Origin of the sequence: Pseudonocardia kunmingensis (genome assembly GCF_006716445.1) — a bacterium.
In the GTDB taxonomy this organism is placed as follows: Bacteria; Actinomycetota; Actinomycetes; order Mycobacteriales; family Pseudonocardiaceae; genus Pseudonocardia; species Pseudonocardia kunmingensis.
Genome location: NZ_VFPA01000001.1, coordinates 1,754,309 through 1,773,176 on the forward strand (window position 1 = coordinate 1,754,309; position 18,868 = coordinate 1,773,176).

Below are 18,868 nucleotides of genomic sequence, written 5' to 3' on the forward strand. Positions count from 1 at the left end.
GTGGGTCTCCTCAGGCGGCGTCGCCGCGCAGGATCTGCAGAGCGGCGTCCGGGTACTCGTCGACGAGTGCGGCGACGAGGTCGTCGCGGTCCTCGCCGACCGCCGCGTTGACCTCGAAGGCGTACTCCTCTTCGAGGGCCTGGAGACGACGGACGGTGGCGTCCTTCATGGTGGGGGCGCTTCCTCTCGGAACGGGGTGTCCTTCCACCATGACCAACGGACGGGACTCCCGCTTTGTTTCCGCGCCCCGAATGGGTTGTGCGAGGTCACATCGATTCAGACTTCGTTAACCTCGTCACTACGGCCGCATCCGTCTTCCGGGTGATGTCGGCGAGCGCGGCCCGCTGCGCTGCGGACGCTTCGTGATCGGCCTTCCGGTCGCGCACCGCCCGGGCGGGTGCTCCTACCGCGATCGTGTACTCCGGCACGTCACCACGGACGACGGCGTGCGCCCCGAGGACCGCTCCGCGGCCGATCCGGGAGCCGCGCAGCACCGACACCTTGACCCCGAGCCAGCAGTCCGGCCCGATCCGCACCGGCGACTTCACGATGCCCTGGTCCTTGATCGGCGCGTGCACGTCGTCGGTCCGGTGGTCGAAGTCGGTGACGTACACCCAGTCGGCGACGAGCGTGGCGGCCCCGATCTCGACGTCGAGATAGCAGTTCACGGTGTTGTGGCGACCGAAGACGACCTTGTCGCCGATGCGCGTCGACCCCTCGTGGCAACGGATCGCGGTGCCGTCTCCGATGTGCACCCAGCGCCCGATCTCGAGGCGCCCGTACCCGCGGCGGGCCTCGACCTCGACGCGCTTGCCCAGGAACACCATCCCCCGCAGCACGACGTGCGGGTTGGCCAGCCGGAAGCGCAGCAGCCGCCAGTACCGCACCAGGTACCAGGGGGTGACCGCGCGGTGGCGCACGATCCAGCGCAGCGACGCGATCGTGAGGAAGCGGGCCTGGCGCGGATCGCGGCGACGCCACCAGCGGGACATGCCCAGGACCCTATGACCGTTTCGCGCCGACGCGGCGGTGGGTAGGTCCCCGCCGTGAGCAGCGATCAGGAGGACCGCGTCGTCTCCCGCCGGGTGGAGCACCCGACCCGGGCCGCTCCCGGCGACGAGCGGGTCTACCGCGCCGCCGACCCGGAGCCCGACGACGCCGACGGCATCGACGCGCCGCGCGGCCCGACCGGCGGCACGACGGACACCCCCAGCCCGGACGACGACAGCGAGCCCACGCGCTCGGAGTGACCGCTCGATAGGGTCGTCGCGTGTCCCGGATCGCGGTGGTCGGCAGCGTCAACCTCGACCTCGTGGCCCGGGTGCCCCGGCTGCCCGCCCCCGGCGAGACGATCGCCGCGGGCGGCCTGCGCCGCGTGCCCGGCGGCAAGGGCGCCAACCAGGCGCTCGCCGCCCGCCGGCTCGGCGCGGACGTCACGATGGTCGCCGCGGTCGGTGACGACCCGGCCGCGGACGAGGCCCTCGCCCTCCTGGCGCGCGACGGCGTGCGGCTCGACCGGCTGCGCCGCGATCCCGACCGGCCCACCGGGCACGCCCTGATCACGGTGGACGACGCGGGTGAGACGACCATCGTCGTGGTCGGGGGGTCGAACGACACGCTGTCCGTCTCCGCCGAGGACGTGCGCGGCGCGGACGCCGTTCTCACCGTCCTGGAGATCCCCGATGCCACCGTGGCCGATGCCGCCCGGCACGCCACCGGGATGGTCGTGCTCAACGCCGCGCCTGCCCGGGCGCTCGACCCGGACCTGCTGCGCCGCGTCGACCTCGTGGTGGTCAACGCCGGCGAGTACACCGCGATCGACGGGCTCGACGCCGCGGGCGCGGTGGCCGTCACCCACGGCGCGCAGGGCGCCGTGCTGCGCCGCGGCGGCCGCGAGGTGGCGCGCGCCGCACCCCCGCCCGTCCGCGTCGTGGACGGCACCGCGGCGGGCGACACGTTCACCGCGGCGCTCGCCGTCGCGCTGCTCGACGGCGCGTCGGACGCCGACGCGCTGCACCGGGCCTGCGCGGCAGGCGCGCTGGCCGTGACCCGCGCGGGCGCGCAGCCCTCGCTGCCCACGGCCGCCGAGCTGGAGGCGGTCCTGTGAGCACGCCGATCGTGATCGACACCGATCCGGGCGTCGACGACGCCGTCGCGATCATGCTGGCGCTGGCCTCGCCGGAGGTCGAGGTGCGGGCGGTCACCACGGTGTTCGGCAACGTCGCGCTGGAGTCGACCACGGCGAACGCGGGCCGGATCCTCGCGCTCTGCGACCGCGCCGACGTCCCGGTCGCAGCCGGCGCCGCGCGGCCGCTGGTGCACCCGCAGCGCGAGCGCGCGCAGCAGTGGCACGGCGGTGACGGCCTCGGCGGGCGCGCCTCCGCGCTCCCCGTGCCCGCTGTGGAACCCGACGCCCGCGGCGCCGTCGAGACGATGGCCGCAGCGCTGCGCGCGTCCGCGGAACCGGTGACCCTCGTGCCGATCGGACCGCTGACGAACGTCGCGCTCCTGCTCGCGGTGCACCCCGACCTGACGTCGAAGATCGCGCGCATCGTCTGGATGGGCGGCTCCCTCGGCGCCGGCAACACTGGCGCGGCCGAGTTCAACGCGCACTGCGACCCGGAGGCCGCGCACCGGGTGCTCACCCAGGCCGACGTGCCGGTCACGATGGTGCCGCTGGACCTCACGCTGCGCTGCCCCGCCGGCCCCGACTGGCTCGACGCGCTGGCCGGTGCCGGCAGCCGCTGCGGCGAGCTGGCGCAGGTGATCGCGCACTACCGGGCCGCGTACCGCGCCCGCTACGGCATGGACGCCGTGGCCGTGCACGACGCCGTCGCGGTGCTGGAGGCCGTGCTGCCGGGCACGCTGCGCACCACCGCGCTGCCGGTCGAGGTGGCCTGCGACCTGGGACCGGCCCGCGGCGCCACGGTCGCGATGCCATCCGGCTCCGGTCCGGACGTGCAGGTGGCGCTGGACGCCGACACCGGCGAGGTGCTGGCGGAGATCCTGAAGCGACTCCAGCGCCTGGGCTGACTCCCGACCCACACCTTGGAGCCATCTTGCTGTTCTGAGCGGCAGGAAACAGCAGTACGGCTCCAAGGTGCGGGATGGGTGGGCGTTTCAGGCCAGGCCGCGTTCTATCGCGTAACGGACCAGCGCCGCCCTGCTGTGCAGGTGCAGCTTGCGCAGGACGTTCTGCACGTGGTTCTCCACCGTGCGCGGGGAGAGGACCAGGCGGGAGGCGATCTGGCGGGCGGTGAGGCCCTCGACCACGAGCCGCACCACGTCGGCCTCGCGCTCGGTGAGCGGCCGGGGTTCCTCCCGGCCGGCCGGGCGGCCGAACTCCTCGAGGAGGACGTCGGCGAGGCCGGGGCTGAACACCACCTCGCCCGCGGACGTGCGGCGCACGGCGTCGCCCAGGTCGGCGGGGGCGACCGGGCCCGCGAGGTGGCTGGTGGCCCCGGCGCGCACCGCGGCGAGGGCGACCGCGTGGTCGGGACGGCCGGACAGCGTGACCACCGGGACGTGCGGCGCGGCGGCGGAGAGGGTCGCGACGGCCTCGAGCGGCGCCTCGCCGCCGTCCAGCTCGACCACGGCGACGTGCGGGCGGCGCCGCGCCACCAGCTCCTCGGCCTCGTCCGGCCCGACGGTGGCCAGCAGGTCGACGCCCCCGCGGGCCAGCACCGCCGCCACGTGCGGGACCGCCTGCGCCGCCGTGACCAGCACGGCCGTGACCGGAACGCCCCGCACGTTCATCCGACCGGAGCCACCCACCGAGCGATCATGCTCCGGATCCTCCCAAAGAGGGACACGGCGCGGATCCGGTTCGACGGTGACCACCCGTACGGCCCAGGTGCTCACGCGGAGTAGTTCACTCGTCGACGATGCCCTGCTCGATCGCGTACCGGGCGAGCTGGACGCGGTTGTGCAACTGCAGCTTGCGCAGGGTGCTCTGGACGTGCGTCTCGACGGTGCGGTGCGAGACGCCGAGGCGCTCGCCGATCTGGCGCGCGGTGAGCCCCTTCGCCACGAGGCGCAGGACGTCGGTCTCGCGGTCGGTCAGCGCCGGGACGGCCGGCCCGGAGCGCGGCTCCTCCCCCGCGAGCCGGCGGTACTCCCCCAGCACGAGGCCTGCCAGGCCGGGCGTGAACACCGGGAAGCCGTCCGCGGTGCGCTGCACGGCGGTGAGCAGCTCCTCCGCGCTCGCGGACTTCACGAGGTACCCGGCCGCGCCGGCCTTCACCGCCTCCAGGACGTCGGCGTGCTCGCCACTCGCGGACAGCACGAGGATCCGGGTCGCGGGCAGTGCGTCGAGGATCCCCTCGATCGCCTGCACCCCGGACGTCCCACCGAGGTTGAGGTCCATCAGGACCACCTGCGGCCGGACGGCCTTCGCGATCCGCACCGCGGCGTCGGCGTCCGGCGCCGTGGCCACCACGTCGAGCCCGCGTTCGGTGAGGTCGCGGGCCACGCCCTCGCGCCAGATCGGGTGGTCGTCGACGACCATCACCGTGATCGGTTCCGTCACGCCCGGTCCTCCGCCAACTCGATGATCCACTCGGTGCCGCGGTCCGGCCCGGTGTCGCAGGTGATCGTGCCACCCAGGTCCCGCACGCGGCCGCGCATCGACCGGGCCACCCCCAGGCGGCCCTCCGCCTCCGCGGCCTCGAGCCGGCCCGCCGGGATCCCCGGTCCCTCGTCCCGCACGCTGATCTCCACGCGGCCGCCGACGTCCTCGAGCAGCACCCAGGCGGGCGCGTCGGCGCCGACGTGCAGCGCGACGTTCGCCAGCGCGGCGCCGACGACCGCCACCAGCTCGTCGACCGTGTGCGCAGGCAGCTCGACGGGGTGCGCGGGCGTCGACACCGTCACCCGCGCCGAGGCGAGCACGCGCAGCGCGGCGGCGAGGTCGCGGCGCCCGTTCCCGTCGACGGGCGCCGACCCGGTGGTGAGCAGGGTGCGCAGGGCGACCTCCTGCTCCCCCGCGAGCGTCCCCAGCTGCCCGGCGGACCCGCCCAGCTCCGCGCCCCGGCGGCGCACGTAGCCGAGCACCTGCAGCACGCCGTCGTGCACCGCGCGCGCCAGCCGCTCCCGCTCGGCCATCGCCGCCTCGGACGCGACCGCGCGGCGCACCCGTTCCGCGGAGCGGCGCAGCACGGTGGAGGCGAACCCGATCGTCAGCCCGGCGAGGGCGAGCAGCTGCATGTCGGGCAGCTCGGCCGCGAGCTCGGCCTGGAACCCCACGAGCGCGGCCGAGACCGCGGCCGCTCCCACGATCCCGCCGGGGACGCCGAAGGCGATCGCGCAGGCCAGCACGGCCCCGGAGGTCCAGATCGACCCCATCACGGGCGCGTCGGCGGCCAGCTGCGCCGGGGTCTGCACCAGCGGTGTGCTGGCCATGACCGCGACCGTCACCACGACGTCGAGGACGGCCAGCCGCCCGCGCCGCTCGTCCGCGGCCGCCGGGCGCCGCAGGTAGACGTACCCCGAGCCGGCCGTCCAGGCGGCCATCACGACGAGCACGCCGACGGCGCCGGCACCCGAGGCGTACGCGTCGAGGGAGAGCAGCACGCCCGCCGCCGAGCTGAGCAGCGTGAGCACCCGGTAGACGAGCATCCCCCGCCACAGTGGTTCGAGCGGGTGCTCGACGTCGGCGCCGGGGAGGGTCACGCAGGCAGTGTCCCGGGTCCGGGCGGCCGCTCCCTCCGCAGGACTACTTGGTCCCGGTCACGAGCGCGTTGTAGAACCAGCCCCGGGGCACGACGCGGGCCAGCACGTTCGCGTCCAGCCAGGACAGCCGCTGCCACGACCGGTAGGCGAACATCGCCCAGCCGAGCCCGAGCTTCCCGGGCGGCACGGCGGCCTCGAACGTCCGCACCGGCCAGCCGAGCATCGCGGCGGTGAGCTCCTCGGTGGCGACGCGGACGTCCCGGCCGCCGGCCCGGCGCGCGGTGGCCTCCAGCGCGGCCGGGTCGAACACGTGGATGTCGACGACGGCCTCCAGCGCCGCGGCCCGGGACGAGGAGTCCAGCTCCTCCTGCGGGCGCCGCCAGCCCTGCAGGGGCGGCAGCTTCGTGACGGTGGTGACGGCCCTCCAGGTGAGCGCACCGAGCCGGCGGGCGTAGAAGTCGCCGATCTTCGTGGGCTCCCCGGCGAACACGAACCGCCCACCGGGCCGCAGCACCCGCAGCACCTCCCGCAGCGCGAGCTCGACGTCCGGGATGTGGTGCAGGACCGCGTGCCCGACGACGAGGTCGAACGTGTCGTCGTCGTAGGGGATGCGCTCGGCGTCGGCCACCCGGCCGTCCACGTCCAGGCCGAGGTGCTCCGCGTTGCGCAGGGCGGCCTGCACCATGCCGGGCGAGAGGTCGGTGACCGAGCCGGTACTCGCCACGCCCGCCTGCATGAGGTTGAGCAGGAAGAACCCGGTGCCGCTGCCCAGCTCCAGCGCCCGCCCGTACGGCCACCCCGCCTCGCCGGCCGCGAGCCGGAAGCGGTCGGCGGCGTAGCGGATGCAGCGCTCGTCGTAGGAGATCGACCACTTCTCGTCGTAGGTGCCGGCCTCCCAGTCGTGGTAGAGCACGTTGGCCAGCTTCCGGTCGTGCCGCGCCGCCGCCACCTGCTCGGCCGTGGCGTGCGGGTTCGGGGCCGGATCCGCCGTACTCATGGGTAGGAACCCTATCCGGCGCTACTCTTGGCGACGATGACCGAGGCGCCCACGATCACGATGCCCCCCTGCGGCGGAGCCGTCTACGAGCCGTTCGCCGTCGACGTCGCGCCGGCCGGACTGCTTCCCCGATGGGCGCGCTGACCATGGCACTTCCTCCCGGGGCGTACGGGTCCAGCGACACACCCACCCCGACCGCGGGGCACGCGGGCGTCATCGGGGTGTCGATCGCGATCGCGGCGGGGCTGATCACGGGGAGCGCGGCCATCGGCGGCGGCGGGCTGCTCACGCTGCTCGTCCTGCTGCTCGGCGGCTTCGCGCTCGTGATCCCGCTCGCCCTGGTGGCCACGCTCTGGCAGCCGGCCCGCGGCCCGGTGCGCGTGCTGCTCGCGCTGGCCGCCGCCGTCTGCGCGCTGCTGCTCGTGCTCGCCGTGGTCCGCGTCGTCGAGGTCGCGCCGGCGCTGCTGGGCTCCTGACCCGGCGGCTCAGCCGCGGCGGGACTCGTGGGCGAGGATCGCCAGCTGGATCCGGTTGGTGAGATCGAGCCTGGCCAGCGCGCTGGAGATCGTCGCCTTGATGCTCGACGTGGACAGGTGCAGCCGCTCGCCGATCTCCGCGTTGCTCAACCCCTCCGACACGGCGAGCGCGACCTCGCGCTCGCGCTCCGTGAGCAGGCCCATGCGTGCGCGGGCGGCGGGGCCGGGGTCGGAGTCGTCCCGGTGGTTGCGGGCGGCCATCGCGATCACGCTGCGGGTGACGGCAGGCGACAGCACCGGGTCGCCCGCCGCCGCGCGGCGCACCGCGTCCACGATCTGCTCGGGCGGGGTGTGCTTGAGCAGGAACCCGGCCGCGCCCGCACGCAGCGCGGCGAGCACGGTCTCGTCGGCGTCGAACGTCGTCAGCATGACGACGGCCGGCCCGTCCCCGTGCCGGGCGAGCGCGGCGGTGGCCGCGACGCCGTCGAGGACGGGCATCCGCACGTCCATCAGCACGACGTGCGGCGCGAGCCGGCCGACGGCGTCGACGACGTCGGCCCCGTCGTCCGCTTCCCCGACCACCTCGATCCCCGGTGCGCCGCCGAGCATGAGCCCGAGGCCCGCGCGCACCAGCGGGTCGTCGTCCACCACGAGCACCCGGATCACGGGACGCACGGTATCCGGACCCGCAGCCGGAACCGCCCGTTGCACACGTCACGGGTGAGCTCGCCGCCGTGCAGGGCGACGCGCTCGGCCAGGCCGGTCAGGCCCGTTCCCGCCCCCGGGATCTCGCTGGTGGTGACCCCGATCGGCACCCCGTTCGCCACCTCCACCAGCACCTCGCCGTCGGGGCCGCCGCGGACGAGCACGTCGACCGCCGCGCCGGGCGCGTGCTTGCGGGCGTTGGTGAGCCCTTCCTGCACGATCCGGTAGACCGTGCGCTGCAGCTGCGGACGGAGCTCGGTGACGCCCGGCCCGATCTCGGCGCGCACCTGCTGCCCGCTCCGGCGCGCCTCCTCGACCAGCTCCGGGAGGCGCTCGGCGCTCGGCTGCGGCCCCCCGCGCGCGGTCTCCCGGTCGCCTTCCGCTCCCGGCTGCCGCAGCAGGTCGAGCACCTCGCGCAGCTCCTCGAGCGCCTGGGCCGCGTTGGCGCGAACCACGCGCACGGCGCTGCGCACCTCGGCGGCCGTCGGCGGCGCGGCCGAGCCGTCCTCCGCCATGCTCGTGCGGTACTCCAGGGCGCCCGCGTGCACCGAGAGCAGCGAGATGCGGTGCGCCAGCACGTCGTGCATCTCACGGGCGATGCGTTGCCGCTCGCCGCGGCGGCTCTCCTCCAGCTCGCGGGCGTGCTCCCGCCGCTCGGCGTCGGCCCGCAGCCGCAGCGCGACCACCAGCTGCCGCCGCGCCCGCACGCCGAGCCCGGCGGCCACCAGCAGGGCCGCACCGAGCAGGATGACGAGGATCCAGAGCAGCGGCGGCCCGAACGACGCCGGGAAGTACGTGACCATGTAGGGCACGGCGAGCAGCGCCTGCGCCGCCGCGATCGGCACCGCGACGACCCAGCCCCGGTGCAGGGCCACCGAGAACAGCAGGATCGCCAGCGCCGCGAACGCCGTGTTCGACACGGCGGCCACGAACGCCGCGGCGATGCCGAGCGCCACCGGGAACCGCCTGCGCCACCACAGCGACAGGCACAGCAGCCCGCCGAGAACCAGGTCGACGATCCGCAGCCACAGGGGCAGCCCGAACGCATCGGGAACGACCACGGTGACCAGCTCGACCACCGCGACCGTCACCGCGACCAGGAACAACGTGATGTCGACGGCCCAGTCCCGGGGTGTGCGGCGGGAGCCGGGACCGGCGGCCGGGTCGACGGCGTCGGCCAGGGCGCCCGGCAGCATCCAGCGGTCCACCCGCGGCGAGGCAGGCGCCGCCGTCTCGGCCATGCTGCGAAGGGTACGGAACGGACATCTGGCCATGTGGCCACGATCGGGGTCGCGGAACTGGCCGATCGGCCGACGACGCGGTCCCGACGGCCGCAGCGGACGCCCGCCCCGCCGCGGGAGCCTGGCTCCGTGCCCACCGACACCGCGGCCCTGCACCTGGACGGGCTCACCAAGACGTTCTCGGGGAAGACGGCCGCCGACCACGTGAGCCTGACCGTCCCGGTCGGGTCGCTCACCGGGCTCGTGGGCCCGAACGGCGCCGGCAAGACCACCTCGCTCGCGATGGCGGTCGGGCTCCTGCGGCCGGACTCGGGCACCGCGGCGGTCCACGGGATCGACGTGTGGGCCGCACCGACGAGGGCCAAGGCGCTGCTCGGCGTGCTGCCCGACGGGCTCGCCCTCCCCGAGCGGCTCACGGGGGGTGAGCTGCTCACCTACTGGGGGCTGCTGCGCGGCCTGGGAGCGGACGTCGTGCGCTCCCGGGCCGCGGAGCTGATGCGCGTCCTCGAGCTCGACGAGGCCGAGGCCCGCGGCGTGCTCGTGATCGAGTACTCGACCGGGATGCGCAAGAAGATCGGGCTGGCCACCGCGCTGCTGCACGCGCCGAAGGTGCTGGTGCTCGACGAGCCGTTCGAGGCCGTCGACCCGGTGTCGGCCCGGGTGCTGCGCGGGATCCTGCGCCGGTTCGTCACCGCCGGGGGGTCGGTGGTGATCTCGTCGCACGTGATGTCGCTGGTCGAGGACCTCTGCGACCGGGTGGCCGTGATCGCGGGCGGCCGGGTGCTCGCCGACGGGACGCTCGCCGAGGTGCGCGGCGCCACGTCGCTCGAGGAGGCGTTCGTGCGGCTCGTCGGGGAGCGCGAGGTCGGGCACGAGGAGCTGCAGTGGTTGGGGACCTGATCCGGCTGAAGCTCGCGATCCAGCGGCACACGCTGAGCTGGAAGCGGGTGCTCGGGCTCGTCCTCGGCCTCGCCGCCGCGGCCGCGACGTGGGCGGCCGTGCTCGTCGCCGGGCCGGACGGGCGCGCCGACGTGATGACGCTCGTGCTCGCGGGGTGGCTCGTCGGCTGGCTGGTCGGGCCGATCCTCACCTCGGGCGCGGCGATGCTGCGCCCCGAGTACTTCACGCTGCTGCCGCTGCCCCGGCGGACGCTGGGCCTCGGGCTGCTCGCGTCCGTGTTCGTCGGGGTCGGTGCCGCGGTCACCGCGGCGGCGGTGCTCGCGCTGGTCGGCCACGCGCTGCTCGTCGCGAGCGGTCCGGCGCTCGTCGCGGCGGTCGGCACCGCGATCGTCGGGGCCGCGGCGCTGCTGGTGTTGCTCGTGGCGCTCTCCCGGACCGTCTACGCGCTGCTGGGCGCGGCGATGCGCACCCGCATGGGCGTCGAGATCGCAGCCGTCCAGTACGGGCTGCTCATCGCGACCATGTTCACCGGGTGGATGATCGTCTCTCCGCTGGTGGGCGCCGTGCCGGTGTTCCTGCGCGACGGCCTGGCCGGCTCCCCGGCGAGCGCGGTGCTGGCGTGGTCCCCCGTCGGGTGGCCGGTGCGCGCGGTGGAGGCCGTGGCCGCGGGCCACTACCCGCGGGCGCTCGGTCTGCTCGGCGCGCTGGTGCTCGCCGCGGCGCTGACGGTGCTGTCGGCCGTCGCGCTGCTCACGCCCCACGTCGGGAACCGCACCGCCCGCCGCCGGAGCCGCCCGCTGGGGAGTCGGGTGCTCACCCGCGGGCGGCTGCTCCCGGCGAGCCCGCTCGGCGCCGTCGTCGGGAAGGAGGTGCGCACCTGGTGGCGCGACCCGTGGCGGAGCCTGGAGGTGCGCTCGGCGATCTGGTTCGGCCTGTTCCTCGCCGCGTACGGCGCGATCGCCGGACGGCCGGAGATCGCCGGGCTCGCCGGGATCGCCGTGGCGCTCATGGCCGCGCTGAGCGGGGCGAACCTCTACGGCCAGGACGGCACGGCGCTGTGGCAGCTCGTGGTGTCCGAGCGGCCGGCGGCCGTGCGGGCCGACATCAGGGGGCGCCAGCTCGGTCTCGTGGTGGTGCTCGGCATGCCCGCCGCCGCGTTGTCGGCGCTCATGATGGCCCTGACCGGGGTGTACGCCTACGCGGTCCCGATCGCCGCGGTGCTCGTGGCGACCCTCGGCTCGGGCAGCGGGATCGCCGTCCTGATGTCCGTCGTGGGCGCGACGCCGGGCGTCGACCCGCACCGGCGGATCACCGCCAACGATGCGGGGGAGAACACCTTCGCGATCATGGTCGCCTTCTACGCGACCACGCTGGCGATCCTGCCGACGGCCGCGCTGGCCGCCCCGCTCGCGTTCGCGGGCGGGCTGCCCGCCTGGTGGCCCGCCGCGACGCTCGCGGTCGCGGTCGCCAACGCGGCGGCCGTGGCCTGGGTGGGCGGCGCCGTCGCCGCGCGCCGGCTGGGCACCCACCTGCCCGAGACGTTCGCGCGGCTGCGCTACCCCGGCACGGTGATGGCCGGCCACGGCAGCGGGTTGCTCGACCGGCTCTCCGCGCAGGCGGAGAAGACCGCACTGGAGGCCGCAGCGGCGGCAAAGGGCCGCAAGGCCGACCGAGCAGAGGAGACCGTGCGATGACCGGCGCCGTGACCGGCCCGACCACCACCCGCAAGCTGGCCCCCGACCTCGCCCGGGGGGTGATGCTGCTGCTGATCGCCATGGCCTACGCCGGCGTGTACGCGGGCGTCGGCTTCGGCGAGGTGCGCCCCGAGGGACTCGGGGTTCCCGACACGGTCGCCCGGTTCGTCACGGTGCTCGTGCTGGACAACCGCGCGTTCCCGATGTTCGCGATCCTCTACGGCTACGGCCTCGCGTGGATGGTCGCCCGTCAGCGCCGGGCCGGGGCGGCCGAGGGCGAGATCCGCAGGTTGCTGCGCCGCCGCAGCCTGCTGTTGATCGCCTTCGGGGCGGTGCACGCGCTCCTGGTGTTTCCCGGCGAGATCCTCACCTCCTACGGGCTGGCCGGCCTCGTGGTCGGGTGGTTGCTCTTCCGCCCCGACCGCACGATCCGCAAGGCCCTGGTGCTGCTCGCCCTCGGGTACGTGGTGACGGTCGGGCTCGCGATGACGGGCATGTGGGCCGCCGGGCCCGCCGCCCAGTTCGCCCTTCCCGGGTACTCCTCGGCGGCGGACTGGACGACGCGACTCGCCGGAGTGATCTTCAGCCCGCTGCTCATCGCCCTGGCATACCCGCTGTTCCTGCTGGTCGTGCTCGGGTTCGCGGCCGGGCGGCGCGGGCTGCTCGACGACCCGCGCGCCCACCGGCCGCTGCTGCGCCGGATCGCGGTGGGCGGCATCGCGGTGTCCCTGCTCGGAGCGCTGCCCGCGGCGCTGATCGGGGCGGGTGCGGTGGCGCTCGGTGTGGTGCCAACCGGGTTGCTGCTGGCGCTGCAGGTCCTCACCGGCGTCTGCGGCGGCGCCGGGTACGCGGCGGCGTTCGCCCTGCTGGCGCTGCGGCTCGAGGACCGGCCCGGCCCGTTGACCCGGGCCGTCGCCGCGGTCGGACAGCGGTCGCTGACGTTCTACCTGTTCGACTCGGTCCTGGTCGCGCTGGTCCTGCACACCGGCCTGCTCGGCCTCGGCGCGCACGTCGACAGCGTCGGGGCGCTCACGGTCGCGCTCGGGGTCTGGCTGCTGGCGGTGGCACTGGCGGCCTGGCTCGCCCGGACGGGCCGCCCTGGCCCCGCGGACGCGCTGATGCGCCGCCTGGTCTACCGGCGCGACGCCGCCTGACCCGCCGCCGCCCGACTTCGCACACCCAGCCCCCACGTCGCACACCGCCCGCCGTGTGCTGAGTGACCACCCGGTGTGCGAAGTGGTGGCGGTCGGGTTCAGCGGCCGGTGAACTCCGCCTTGCCCGGGCCGTTCGCCACGAACGACTCCATGCCGGCCCGGCGGTCCTCCGTCGCGAACAGCGCCGCGAACAGCTCCGCCTCGATGTCCAGGCCGGTGCGCAGGTCGGTGTCGAGGCCGCCGTCGATGGCCTTCTTGGCCGCCGCGAGGGCGACCGCGGGCCCGTTCGCGAACTGCTCGGCCCACCGGCGCGCGGCGGCGTAGACCTCGTCCGCCGGCACGACCTCGTCCACCAGACCGATCTCGAGCGCCTCCTGCGCCTTCACCATCCGGCCGGTGTAGATCAGGTCCTTCGCGCGGGACGGGCCGATCAGCCGCGCCATCCGCTGCGTGCCGCCCCCGCCGGGGATGATCCCGAGCAGGATCTCGGGCTGGCCGAGCTTCGCGTTGTCGCCGCAGACGCGGCGGTCGCAGCCCAGCGCGACCTCCATGCCGCCGCCGAGGGCGTAACCGGTGATCGCCGCGACCGTCGGCTTCGGCACCTCGGACAGTGCGCCGAAGCAGGCCGACAGCCTGCGGGCGGTGGTGGCCATGTCCGCGTAGGACATGCCGGTCATCTCCTTGATGTCGGCGCCCGCCGCGAACACCTTGTCACCGCCGAAGACGATGACGGCGCGCACGTCCGCGCGCCGGGCGGCCTCCTCGGCGCAGGCCTTGAGCTCCTCCTGCACCTGTCGGTTGAACGCGTTCATCGGGGGCCGGTCCAGCCGGATCGTGCCGATCCCGGCGTCGACCTCGAGCGTCACGAATTCGGTCACGACGCGGACACTAGCCTCACCCACCCCGCCGGCTCCGCAAGCTCCGCCGGCTTCCATCCCCCAGGGCCTCCGCCAGCTCGACCGGTCGGCTCAACGCGAGGCAGTGCCCGCCCGGCAGCTCCTCGACCTCGACGCCGGGCAGCCGCTCCGCCACCACCCGGCGCTGGAACTCCAGCGGGAAGAACCGGTCGTCGCGGCCCTGCAGGAACCGCGTCGGCACGTCCGGCCACCCCGCGAGCGGCCACACCTGTCCGAACGGCGTGCCCGACTGCTCCGGCGCATCCCCCGCCGTCGCCTCGGCGAGCACGTCCGGGGGGAGGTCGTGGAGGAAGTCCATCAGCGGGTCGAACCCGTCCGGATCACGGCCGTCCTGGCGCGCCTTCGCGGCCCGCGCCGCCTCGTGACCCGTGGCTTCCCACCACTCGCCGGGCGACTCGCCCGCCTTCGGGGTCATCGCGTTGAGCAGCACCAGCCGCTCGACCGGAACGCGCTCGGCGACGAGCGGCACGGTGAACCCGCCCATCGACTGCCCGACGAGCACCAGGCCGTCGCGGTGCTCGCCGATCGCGGCCACCACGACGTCGGTGTACTCCGCGAGCCCTGCCCGGTCGTCCGCGGCCGGCAGGTCCACCGCGATCGCCTGGTGGCCCCGCGCCCGCAGCAGCGGCACCACCCGGTGCCAGTACCACGCCTGCCCGCCCCCGCCGGGGACCAGCACGAAGGTGCTGATGGGTCTACCTTCCCTTCGCACGGTGGATCCCGGCAGGGAGCGCTTTCGGCGCTTGTCCCTTGAGGACTGATGTGAGACGGCGCCCCTGCCGGGCCCCGGCGAAGGCCTGACGCCCAGGAGGGTGTGGTCCCACGAGGACTGGTTCATCAGCACGACGCAGCGCCTTCCTGGTCCGCCGAGCACAATGCTCTCGGCGGAAGGAGACACGCGGGTGCTGGGAATCGGCATCGACTGGGCTGAAGAGTTCCATGACGTCGCCCTCGGGACAGTCGAGAAAGGAGTGATCGAACAGTTTCGCGTTCAGCACGGCCCGGACGGTGTCGCCGCCCTGATCGAGCGCGCCCTGCGCCTGGAACCGGACCCGGCCGAGGTCCGCGTGGTCATCGAGACCCGCCACGGCCTGCTGGTCGAGGCACTGCTGGATGCCGGGTTCACCGTGCTGCCGGTCAACCCCGACCTGGTCGCGCGCCGCCGCGGCCCGGCCCGGAAGAAGGACGACGCCGAGGACGCCCGGATCTGCTGCCTGCTCGCCCTCGACCGCCACCAAACCCTGAAGACGCTGGTGCCGCACGGGGAGATCAGCGGTGAGCTGCGCGCGATCGGTCGCGACGACGAACGCGCCGCCCGCGACCAACGCCGCCTGCTCAACCGGCTGCGCGCCGACCTGCAGACCACCTACCCCGCCGCCCTGACCCTCGCGGGCACCGACCTCGGCGCCCCGACGGTGCTGCGGCTGCTGCAGCGCTGGTCGACCCAGGCCGAACTCGCCCAAGCCTCCCGCGACGAACTCGAGGCGTTCGCCCGCGCGGGCCGCCACGGCTGGCCCGCCCGGTTCGCCGACCGTGTCATCGACGCGCTCGCCGCGCCGTCGTTGCCCACCCGGGACTACCTCGTGCGGGCCAAGGCCGCCGCGATCCGCCTGGCCGCGGTCCAGCTGCTCGCGCTGCACGAGGCCCGCCGCGGCTGGGAAGCCCGCATGGGCGAGCTCCTGCTCGGCGGACGCCGCACCGGCCGCGATCACATCGTGGAGGACCCCGACCCGGGGAAGGCATTCCCAGGCGGGGACATCTACCTGAGCTTCCCCGGCCTGGGAGACCGCCTCGCAGCTCGGGTCGCCGGTGAGATCGGCGAGCACATCGACCAGTTCGACTCCCCGAACGGGTTGCAGTGCTACGCCGGCCAAGCTCCGGTCACCCGACGCTCCGGCAAGAGTGACTTCGTCGTCGCCCGACGCCTCGCGCACAACCGATACCTCGGCGCCGCCGTGCACCAATGGGCGTTCTGCAGCCTCACCCGAAGCGGCTGGGCCCGCGAGTTCTACGACGCCAAGATCGCCGCGAAGAAGGGACACCACGCCGCCCTGCGCGCCCTCGGGAACCGCTGGCTGGAGATCCTCTGGCACTGCCTGACCAAGGGCATGCTCTACGACGAAAACGTCCACGTCGCCAACCGCAACCGCGCCCTCGGACGAGCAGCCTGACCCGGAGGTTGACAGAGGGTGTCTCACATCGCCTCCTTCCTCCCGCGCGCCCGCACCGCGCCCGGAGAACCGGTGAAGAATCCCGCCAGCAGGTCGGCCACCGCTCCCGGAGCGGGCACGTGCGACTGCCCGGCGAGCACCTGACGCCGCGCGCCCGGCACGCAGGCGGCGACCGCGTCCGCCGCGTCGTCGAAGTAGCCGGGCTGCAACCCGCCCATGTGCGGGTCCGCCACCCCTCCGGTGACGACGAGCGTCGGCCGGGCGATCCCGGCGAGGCGCACGCGCGGGACGCCCGAGCCGAGGCAGGCCGCGTCGTACGCGAGCGTCGGGGCGAGCGCCTCCACGCGTGGCCAGAGCGGCGAGGAGGGTGCTCCCGCGATCTCCTCCTCGGATGCGCCTGCCACCCCCATGAACAGCTCGACCGCCGCGGCCCGTCGCCCCGCGGCGAGCAGGGCCGTGAGCGCGTCGACGTAGTCGCGCCAGCGCCGCGTCGCCTCCTCGCTCACCGGGTAGGGCACCTCGTACACCGCGAGCCCGTCGATCGCGCTGCCGGCAGCGGCCGCCTCCAGTGCGAGCGCGCCCCCGGACGACACCCCGTACACGTGCGCCCGCCCGCCCAGCTCGGCGATGAGCGCATCCAGGTCCTCGATCTCCCGCCGCACGTCGTAGGGCGGGGTGTCACCGCTGCCGCCCCGGCCGCGCCGGGCGTAGTTGCAGACGGTGAAGCGCCGCGCGAGCAGCGGGACGAGCGGAGCGTTCTCCGCACCGTCGTCCAACCCGCCGCCCACCAGGACGAGCGGCGGTCCGCTGCCCGCCCGCTCGTACGCGATGCGCGTGCCGTCGCTCGAGACGACCCTGCCGTGCTCGATCACACCCGCCCCCGCTGCGCGAAGTCGTCGGCCGTACCCCCGCCGGGGAACCGCGAGGTGAAGTCCAGCACACCGACCCAGGTGGGCCGCACCGCGATCCGGGCCATCCGCACACCGGGCCGGTCCGCTTCGGCGACGGCGGCGCGGCCGGCCTCGTCGCCCTGGTAGCGCAGCTGGGCCTGCGCGTACTCGGGCACGATCCCGTCGACGTCGGTGACCTCGGCCCGGCCGCGCAGCAGCAGCACCTCGGGCGGCATCGAGGCGGTGTCGATGGTGACCGCGACGTCCGGGCGCGCCCGCAGCGCCTCGATCTTGCGGGCGCCGGCGAACGTCGCGAAGACGATCTCGTCGCCCGTCCAGTGGAAGAGCATCGGGAAGACGCGGGGCGTGCCGTCGGCGGCCGTGTAGGCGAGCCGGGCGAGCTCGCGGGAGGCGAGCAGCCGGCGCGCGGTGTCGGTGGCGATCAGGTCGGGATGCCCCTGCGGGAGCGTTGCGGTCGTCACACTCCTAATTTAGAAGTAGTCACTAAGATTATGCAAGTGTTTGCTACCGTGGATCGATGGCTGGTGCCCGGCACTACGACGACCCCTGCGGCGTGGCCCGCGCGCTGGACCTGGTGGGCGAGCGCTGGACGCTGCTCGTCGTCCGGGAGCTGCTGTTCGGCCCGAAGCGCTTCTCCGACCTGGTTCGCGGGCTGCCCGGGATGAGCCAGAACGTCCTGTCGCAGCGGCTGCGGGAGCTGGGCGGGGCCGGGATCGTCGAGCGCCGCAGGCTCGGGCCGCCGGTCAGCGGGCAGGTCTACGAGCTCACCGAGCGCGGCGCGGCCCTGCGCCCGGTGGTGATCGAGCTCGCCCGCTGGGGCAGCCGGGTGCCGACGACGTCGCGCGCGGACCTGTCCGCCGACGCGCTCGCCCTCGCGCTGCTCACCACGTTCGACGCCGAGGACGCCGAGGACGTCCGGATCACGCTGCGGCTCGGCGACGACGCGTTCGCCGCCACGGTGTCCGGCGGGCGGTTGGAGATCGTGCGCGGCACGGTCGAGCGCCCGGACGCGGAGGTCGGCACCGACGCGGCGGGCCTGCGCACGGTGGTCTTCGGCGGCCGCACCCTGTCCGAGGCGGTGGCGGCCGGTGACGTCGAGGTGACAGGCGACGAGGAGCGGGCGAGCCGCTTCCTGCGCCGCTTCCCGCGCCCGGCCCCCGTCGGCTCCTGAGATTCGTCGGCTGGGAGCCTGCGCGGCCCCGTGGCTAGCGCAACCAGGCCGTGTAGCGGCCGCGGCGCTTCTGCACCGAGAGCGGCATGCCGAAGGTGGCGCTGAGGTTCTCGTCGGTCAGCACGTCGTCCAGCAGGCCCGCGGCCACCACGCCGCCCTCGCGCAGCAGCAGCGCGTGGCTGTAGCCCACCGGGATCTCCTCGACGTGGTGGGTGACCAGCACGGACGCCGGTGCCTCCGGGTCGGCGGCCAGCGCCGCGAGCCGGGCGACGAGGTCCTCGCGCCCGCCCAGGTCCAGCCCGGCGGCGGGCTCGTCGAGCAGCAGCAGCTCGGGGTCGGTCATCAGGGCGCGGGCGATCAGCGTGCGCTTGCGCTCGCCCTCGGACAGCGTGCCGTACTCCCGCCCGGCCAACGGCGAGACGCCGAGCGCGGCGAGCAGGTGGTCGGCGCGGTCGGTGTCGGCGGCCTCGTAGCGCTCCCGCCACCGGCCGAGCACGCCGTAGCCGGCGCTGACGACGACGTCGCGCACCGTCTCGTCGTTCGGCACCCGCAGCCCCAGCGCGGCGGAGGTGAGCCCGATGCGCGTCCGGAGCTCGAACACGTCGACCCGGCCGAGCCGCTCGCCGAGGACGTGCACCACACCGGTCGTGGGGTGCAGCTCGGCGGCGGCCATGCGCAGCAGCGTGGTCTTCCCGGCCCCGTTGGGCCCCAGGACGACCCACCGCTCGTCGAGCTCGACGGTCCAGTCGACGTCGTGCAGGAGTGTCGTCGCACCCCGCCGCACGGCGACGTCGTCCATCCGGACGACGGTGTCGGCAAGATCATCCGCGGTGAGGAAGGACTCAGAGTGTGATCCGGGCG

Annotated in this window: 22 protein-coding genes; 9 read left to right on the plus strand and 13 right to left on the minus strand. The window is 74.9% G+C overall.

The window, feature by feature from the left end:
* Positions 1 to 10: 10 nt before the first annotated feature.
* Together FB558_RS43155 and FB558_RS08295 are read right to left on the minus strand one after the other, a co-directional pair.
* Complete coding sequence (locus tag FB558_RS43155) at positions 11 to 169, minus strand: hypothetical protein (protein ID WP_170231235.1); 159 nt, start codon at positions 167 to 169, stop codon at positions 11 to 13.
* 97 nt (positions 170 to 266) lie between these two features.
* Positions 267 to 992, minus strand: coding sequence for an acyltransferase (locus FB558_RS08295; protein ID WP_142049904.1), 726 nt, complete (start codon positions 990 to 992; stop codon positions 267 to 269).
* Positions 993 to 1,046: 54 nt separating this feature from the next.
* Between FB558_RS08295 and FB558_RS08300 the strand changes: the two genes are divergently transcribed.
* From FB558_RS08300 to FB558_RS08310, 3 genes are read left to right on the plus strand one after another with little or no spacing between them, the layout of a single operon-like run.
* Positions 1,047 to 1,250: a hypothetical protein gene (locus tag FB558_RS08300; protein ID WP_142049907.1), complete on the plus strand. Its 204-nt coding sequence runs from the start codon at positions 1,047 to 1,049 to the stop codon at positions 1,248 to 1,250.
* Between the two features lie 20 nt (positions 1,251 to 1,270).
* Complete coding sequence (locus FB558_RS08305) at positions 1,271 to 2,107, plus strand: ribokinase (RefSeq protein WP_142049910.1); 837 nt, start codon at positions 1,271 to 1,273, stop codon at positions 2,105 to 2,107.
* A complete protein-coding gene (locus FB558_RS08310) occupies positions 2,104 to 3,033 on the plus strand; it encodes a nucleoside hydrolase (protein ID WP_142049913.1) in 930 nt (309 codons plus the stop codon). Before FB558_RS08305 ends, FB558_RS08310 begins: the two co-directional genes overlap by 4 nt.
* An 87-nt stretch (positions 3,034 to 3,120) precedes the next feature.
* Here the strand turns inward: FB558_RS08310 and FB558_RS08315 are convergent, their stop codons facing one another.
* The 4 genes from FB558_RS08315 to FB558_RS08330 all read right to left on the minus strand — a co-directional run bounded on the left by FB558_RS08315 (position 3,121) and on the right by FB558_RS08330 (position 6,667).
* The gene (locus FB558_RS08315; RefSeq protein ID WP_246106313.1) at positions 3,121 to 3,774 is read right to left on the minus strand and encodes a response regulator transcription factor; all 654 of its coding nucleotides are present in this window, start codon (positions 3,772 to 3,774) and stop codon (positions 3,121 to 3,123) included.
* A 97-nt stretch (positions 3,775 to 3,871) separates the two neighbouring features.
* Complete coding sequence (locus FB558_RS08320; RefSeq protein ID WP_142053874.1) at positions 3,872 to 4,507, minus strand: response regulator; 636 nt, start codon at positions 4,505 to 4,507, stop codon at positions 3,872 to 3,874.
* Positions 4,508 to 4,524: 17 nt separating this feature from the next.
* Positions 4,525 to 5,670: a MacS family sensor histidine kinase gene (gene macS / locus FB558_RS08325; RefSeq protein ID WP_246106314.1), complete on the minus strand. Its 1,146-nt coding sequence runs from the start codon at positions 5,668 to 5,670 to the stop codon at positions 4,525 to 4,527.
* Between the two features lie 43 nt (positions 5,671 to 5,713).
* Positions 5,714 to 6,667, minus strand: a complete 954-nt coding sequence (locus FB558_RS08330) for a class I SAM-dependent methyltransferase (protein ID WP_142049916.1) — start codon at positions 6,665 to 6,667, stop codon at positions 5,714 to 5,716.
* Positions 6,668 to 6,813: 146 nt separating this feature from the next.
* Between FB558_RS08330 and FB558_RS08335 the strand changes: the two genes are divergently transcribed.
* The gene (locus tag FB558_RS08335; protein WP_142049918.1) at positions 6,814 to 7,143 is read left to right on the plus strand and encodes a hypothetical protein; all 330 of its coding nucleotides are present in this window, start codon (positions 6,814 to 6,816) and stop codon (positions 7,141 to 7,143) included.
* 9 nt (positions 7,144 to 7,152) lie between these two features.
* On the opposite strand, the gene FB558_RS08340 is transcribed toward FB558_RS08335, so the two are convergent.
* Both FB558_RS08340 and FB558_RS08345 read right to left on the minus strand, forming a co-directional pair.
* Positions 7,153 to 7,809 carry a response regulator transcription factor gene (locus FB558_RS08340; RefSeq protein WP_246106315.1) on the minus strand — a complete coding sequence of 219 codons (657 nt, stop codon included), beginning with the start codon at positions 7,807 to 7,809 and terminating at the stop codon, positions 7,153 to 7,155.
* Positions 7,806 to 9,089 (minus strand): sensor histidine kinase, encoded by a 1,284-nt coding sequence (locus tag FB558_RS08345; RefSeq protein WP_246106316.1) that lies wholly within the window; start codon positions 9,087 to 9,089, stop codon positions 7,806 to 7,808. Before FB558_RS08345 ends, FB558_RS08340 begins: the two co-directional genes overlap by 4 nt.
* A gap of 129 nt (positions 9,090 to 9,218) precedes the next feature.
* Here FB558_RS08345 and FB558_RS08350 point away from each other — a divergent pair, with 129 nt between their 5' ends.
* Genes FB558_RS08350 through FB558_RS08360 form a run of 3 tightly spaced genes read left to right on the plus strand, consistent with a single transcriptional unit; the run spans position 9,219 to position 12,837 of the window.
* The gene (locus FB558_RS08350) at positions 9,219 to 9,989 is read left to right on the plus strand and encodes an ABC transporter ATP-binding protein (RefSeq protein WP_142049924.1); all 771 of its coding nucleotides are present in this window, start codon (positions 9,219 to 9,221) and stop codon (positions 9,987 to 9,989) included.
* Positions 9,974 to 11,683 carry a hypothetical protein gene (locus FB558_RS08355; RefSeq protein WP_142049927.1) on the plus strand — a complete coding sequence of 570 codons (1,710 nt, stop codon included), beginning with the start codon at positions 9,974 to 9,976 and terminating at the stop codon, positions 11,681 to 11,683. Before FB558_RS08350 ends, FB558_RS08355 begins: the two co-directional genes overlap by 16 nt.
* Positions 11,680 to 12,837, plus strand: a complete 1,158-nt coding sequence (locus FB558_RS08360) for a DUF418 domain-containing protein (protein WP_211366211.1) — start codon at positions 11,680 to 11,682, stop codon at positions 12,835 to 12,837. The genes FB558_RS08355 and FB558_RS08360 overlap by 4 nt, the downstream gene beginning before the upstream one ends.
* A gap of 98 nt (positions 12,838 to 12,935) precedes the next feature.
* Here the strand turns inward: FB558_RS08360 and FB558_RS08365 are convergent, their stop codons facing one another.
* Both FB558_RS08365 and FB558_RS08370 read right to left on the minus strand, forming a co-directional pair.
* On the minus strand, positions 12,936 to 13,715 hold the full coding sequence (locus tag FB558_RS08365; RefSeq protein WP_142049930.1) for an enoyl-CoA hydratase/isomerase family protein: 780 nt from the start codon (positions 13,713 to 13,715) through the stop codon (positions 12,936 to 12,938).
* A gap of 16 nt (positions 13,716 to 13,731) precedes the next feature.
* Positions 13,732 to 14,433, minus strand: a complete 702-nt coding sequence (locus tag FB558_RS08370; RefSeq protein ID WP_246106317.1) for an alpha/beta fold hydrolase — start codon at positions 14,431 to 14,433, stop codon at positions 13,732 to 13,734.
* A 196-nt stretch (positions 14,434 to 14,629) separates the two neighbouring features.
* Here FB558_RS08370 and FB558_RS08375 point away from each other — a divergent pair, with 196 nt between their 5' ends.
* Entirely contained in the window at positions 14,630 to 15,925 is a 1,296-nt protein-coding gene (locus FB558_RS08375) for an IS110 family transposase (protein WP_281288572.1), read from the plus strand.
* Positions 15,926 to 15,948: 23 nt separating this feature from the next.
* Here the strand turns inward: FB558_RS08375 and FB558_RS08380 are convergent, their stop codons facing one another.
* Both FB558_RS08380 and FB558_RS08385 read right to left on the minus strand, forming a co-directional pair.
* Complete coding sequence (locus tag FB558_RS08380; RefSeq protein ID WP_246106319.1) at positions 15,949 to 16,797, minus strand: alpha/beta fold hydrolase; 849 nt, start codon at positions 16,795 to 16,797, stop codon at positions 15,949 to 15,951.
* Positions 16,794 to 17,297: a pyridoxamine 5'-phosphate oxidase family protein gene (locus FB558_RS08385; protein WP_142049936.1), complete on the minus strand. Its 504-nt coding sequence runs from the start codon at positions 17,295 to 17,297 to the stop codon at positions 16,794 to 16,796. Before FB558_RS08385 ends, FB558_RS08380 begins: the two co-directional genes overlap by 4 nt.
* Before the next feature lie 56 nt (positions 17,298 to 17,353).
* Between FB558_RS08385 and FB558_RS08390 the strand changes: the two genes are divergently transcribed.
* Positions 17,354 to 18,007, plus strand: coding sequence for a winged helix-turn-helix transcriptional regulator (locus FB558_RS08390; protein WP_246106320.1), 654 nt, complete (start codon positions 17,354 to 17,356; stop codon positions 18,005 to 18,007).
* Between the two features lie 34 nt (positions 18,008 to 18,041).
* Here FB558_RS08390 and FB558_RS08395 read toward each other — a convergent pair whose 3' ends face one another.
* Positions 18,042 to 18,806, minus strand: a complete 765-nt coding sequence (locus FB558_RS08395; protein ID WP_142049939.1) for an ABC transporter ATP-binding protein — start codon at positions 18,804 to 18,806, stop codon at positions 18,042 to 18,044.
* Positions 18,807 to 18,868: the final 62 nt, after the last annotated feature.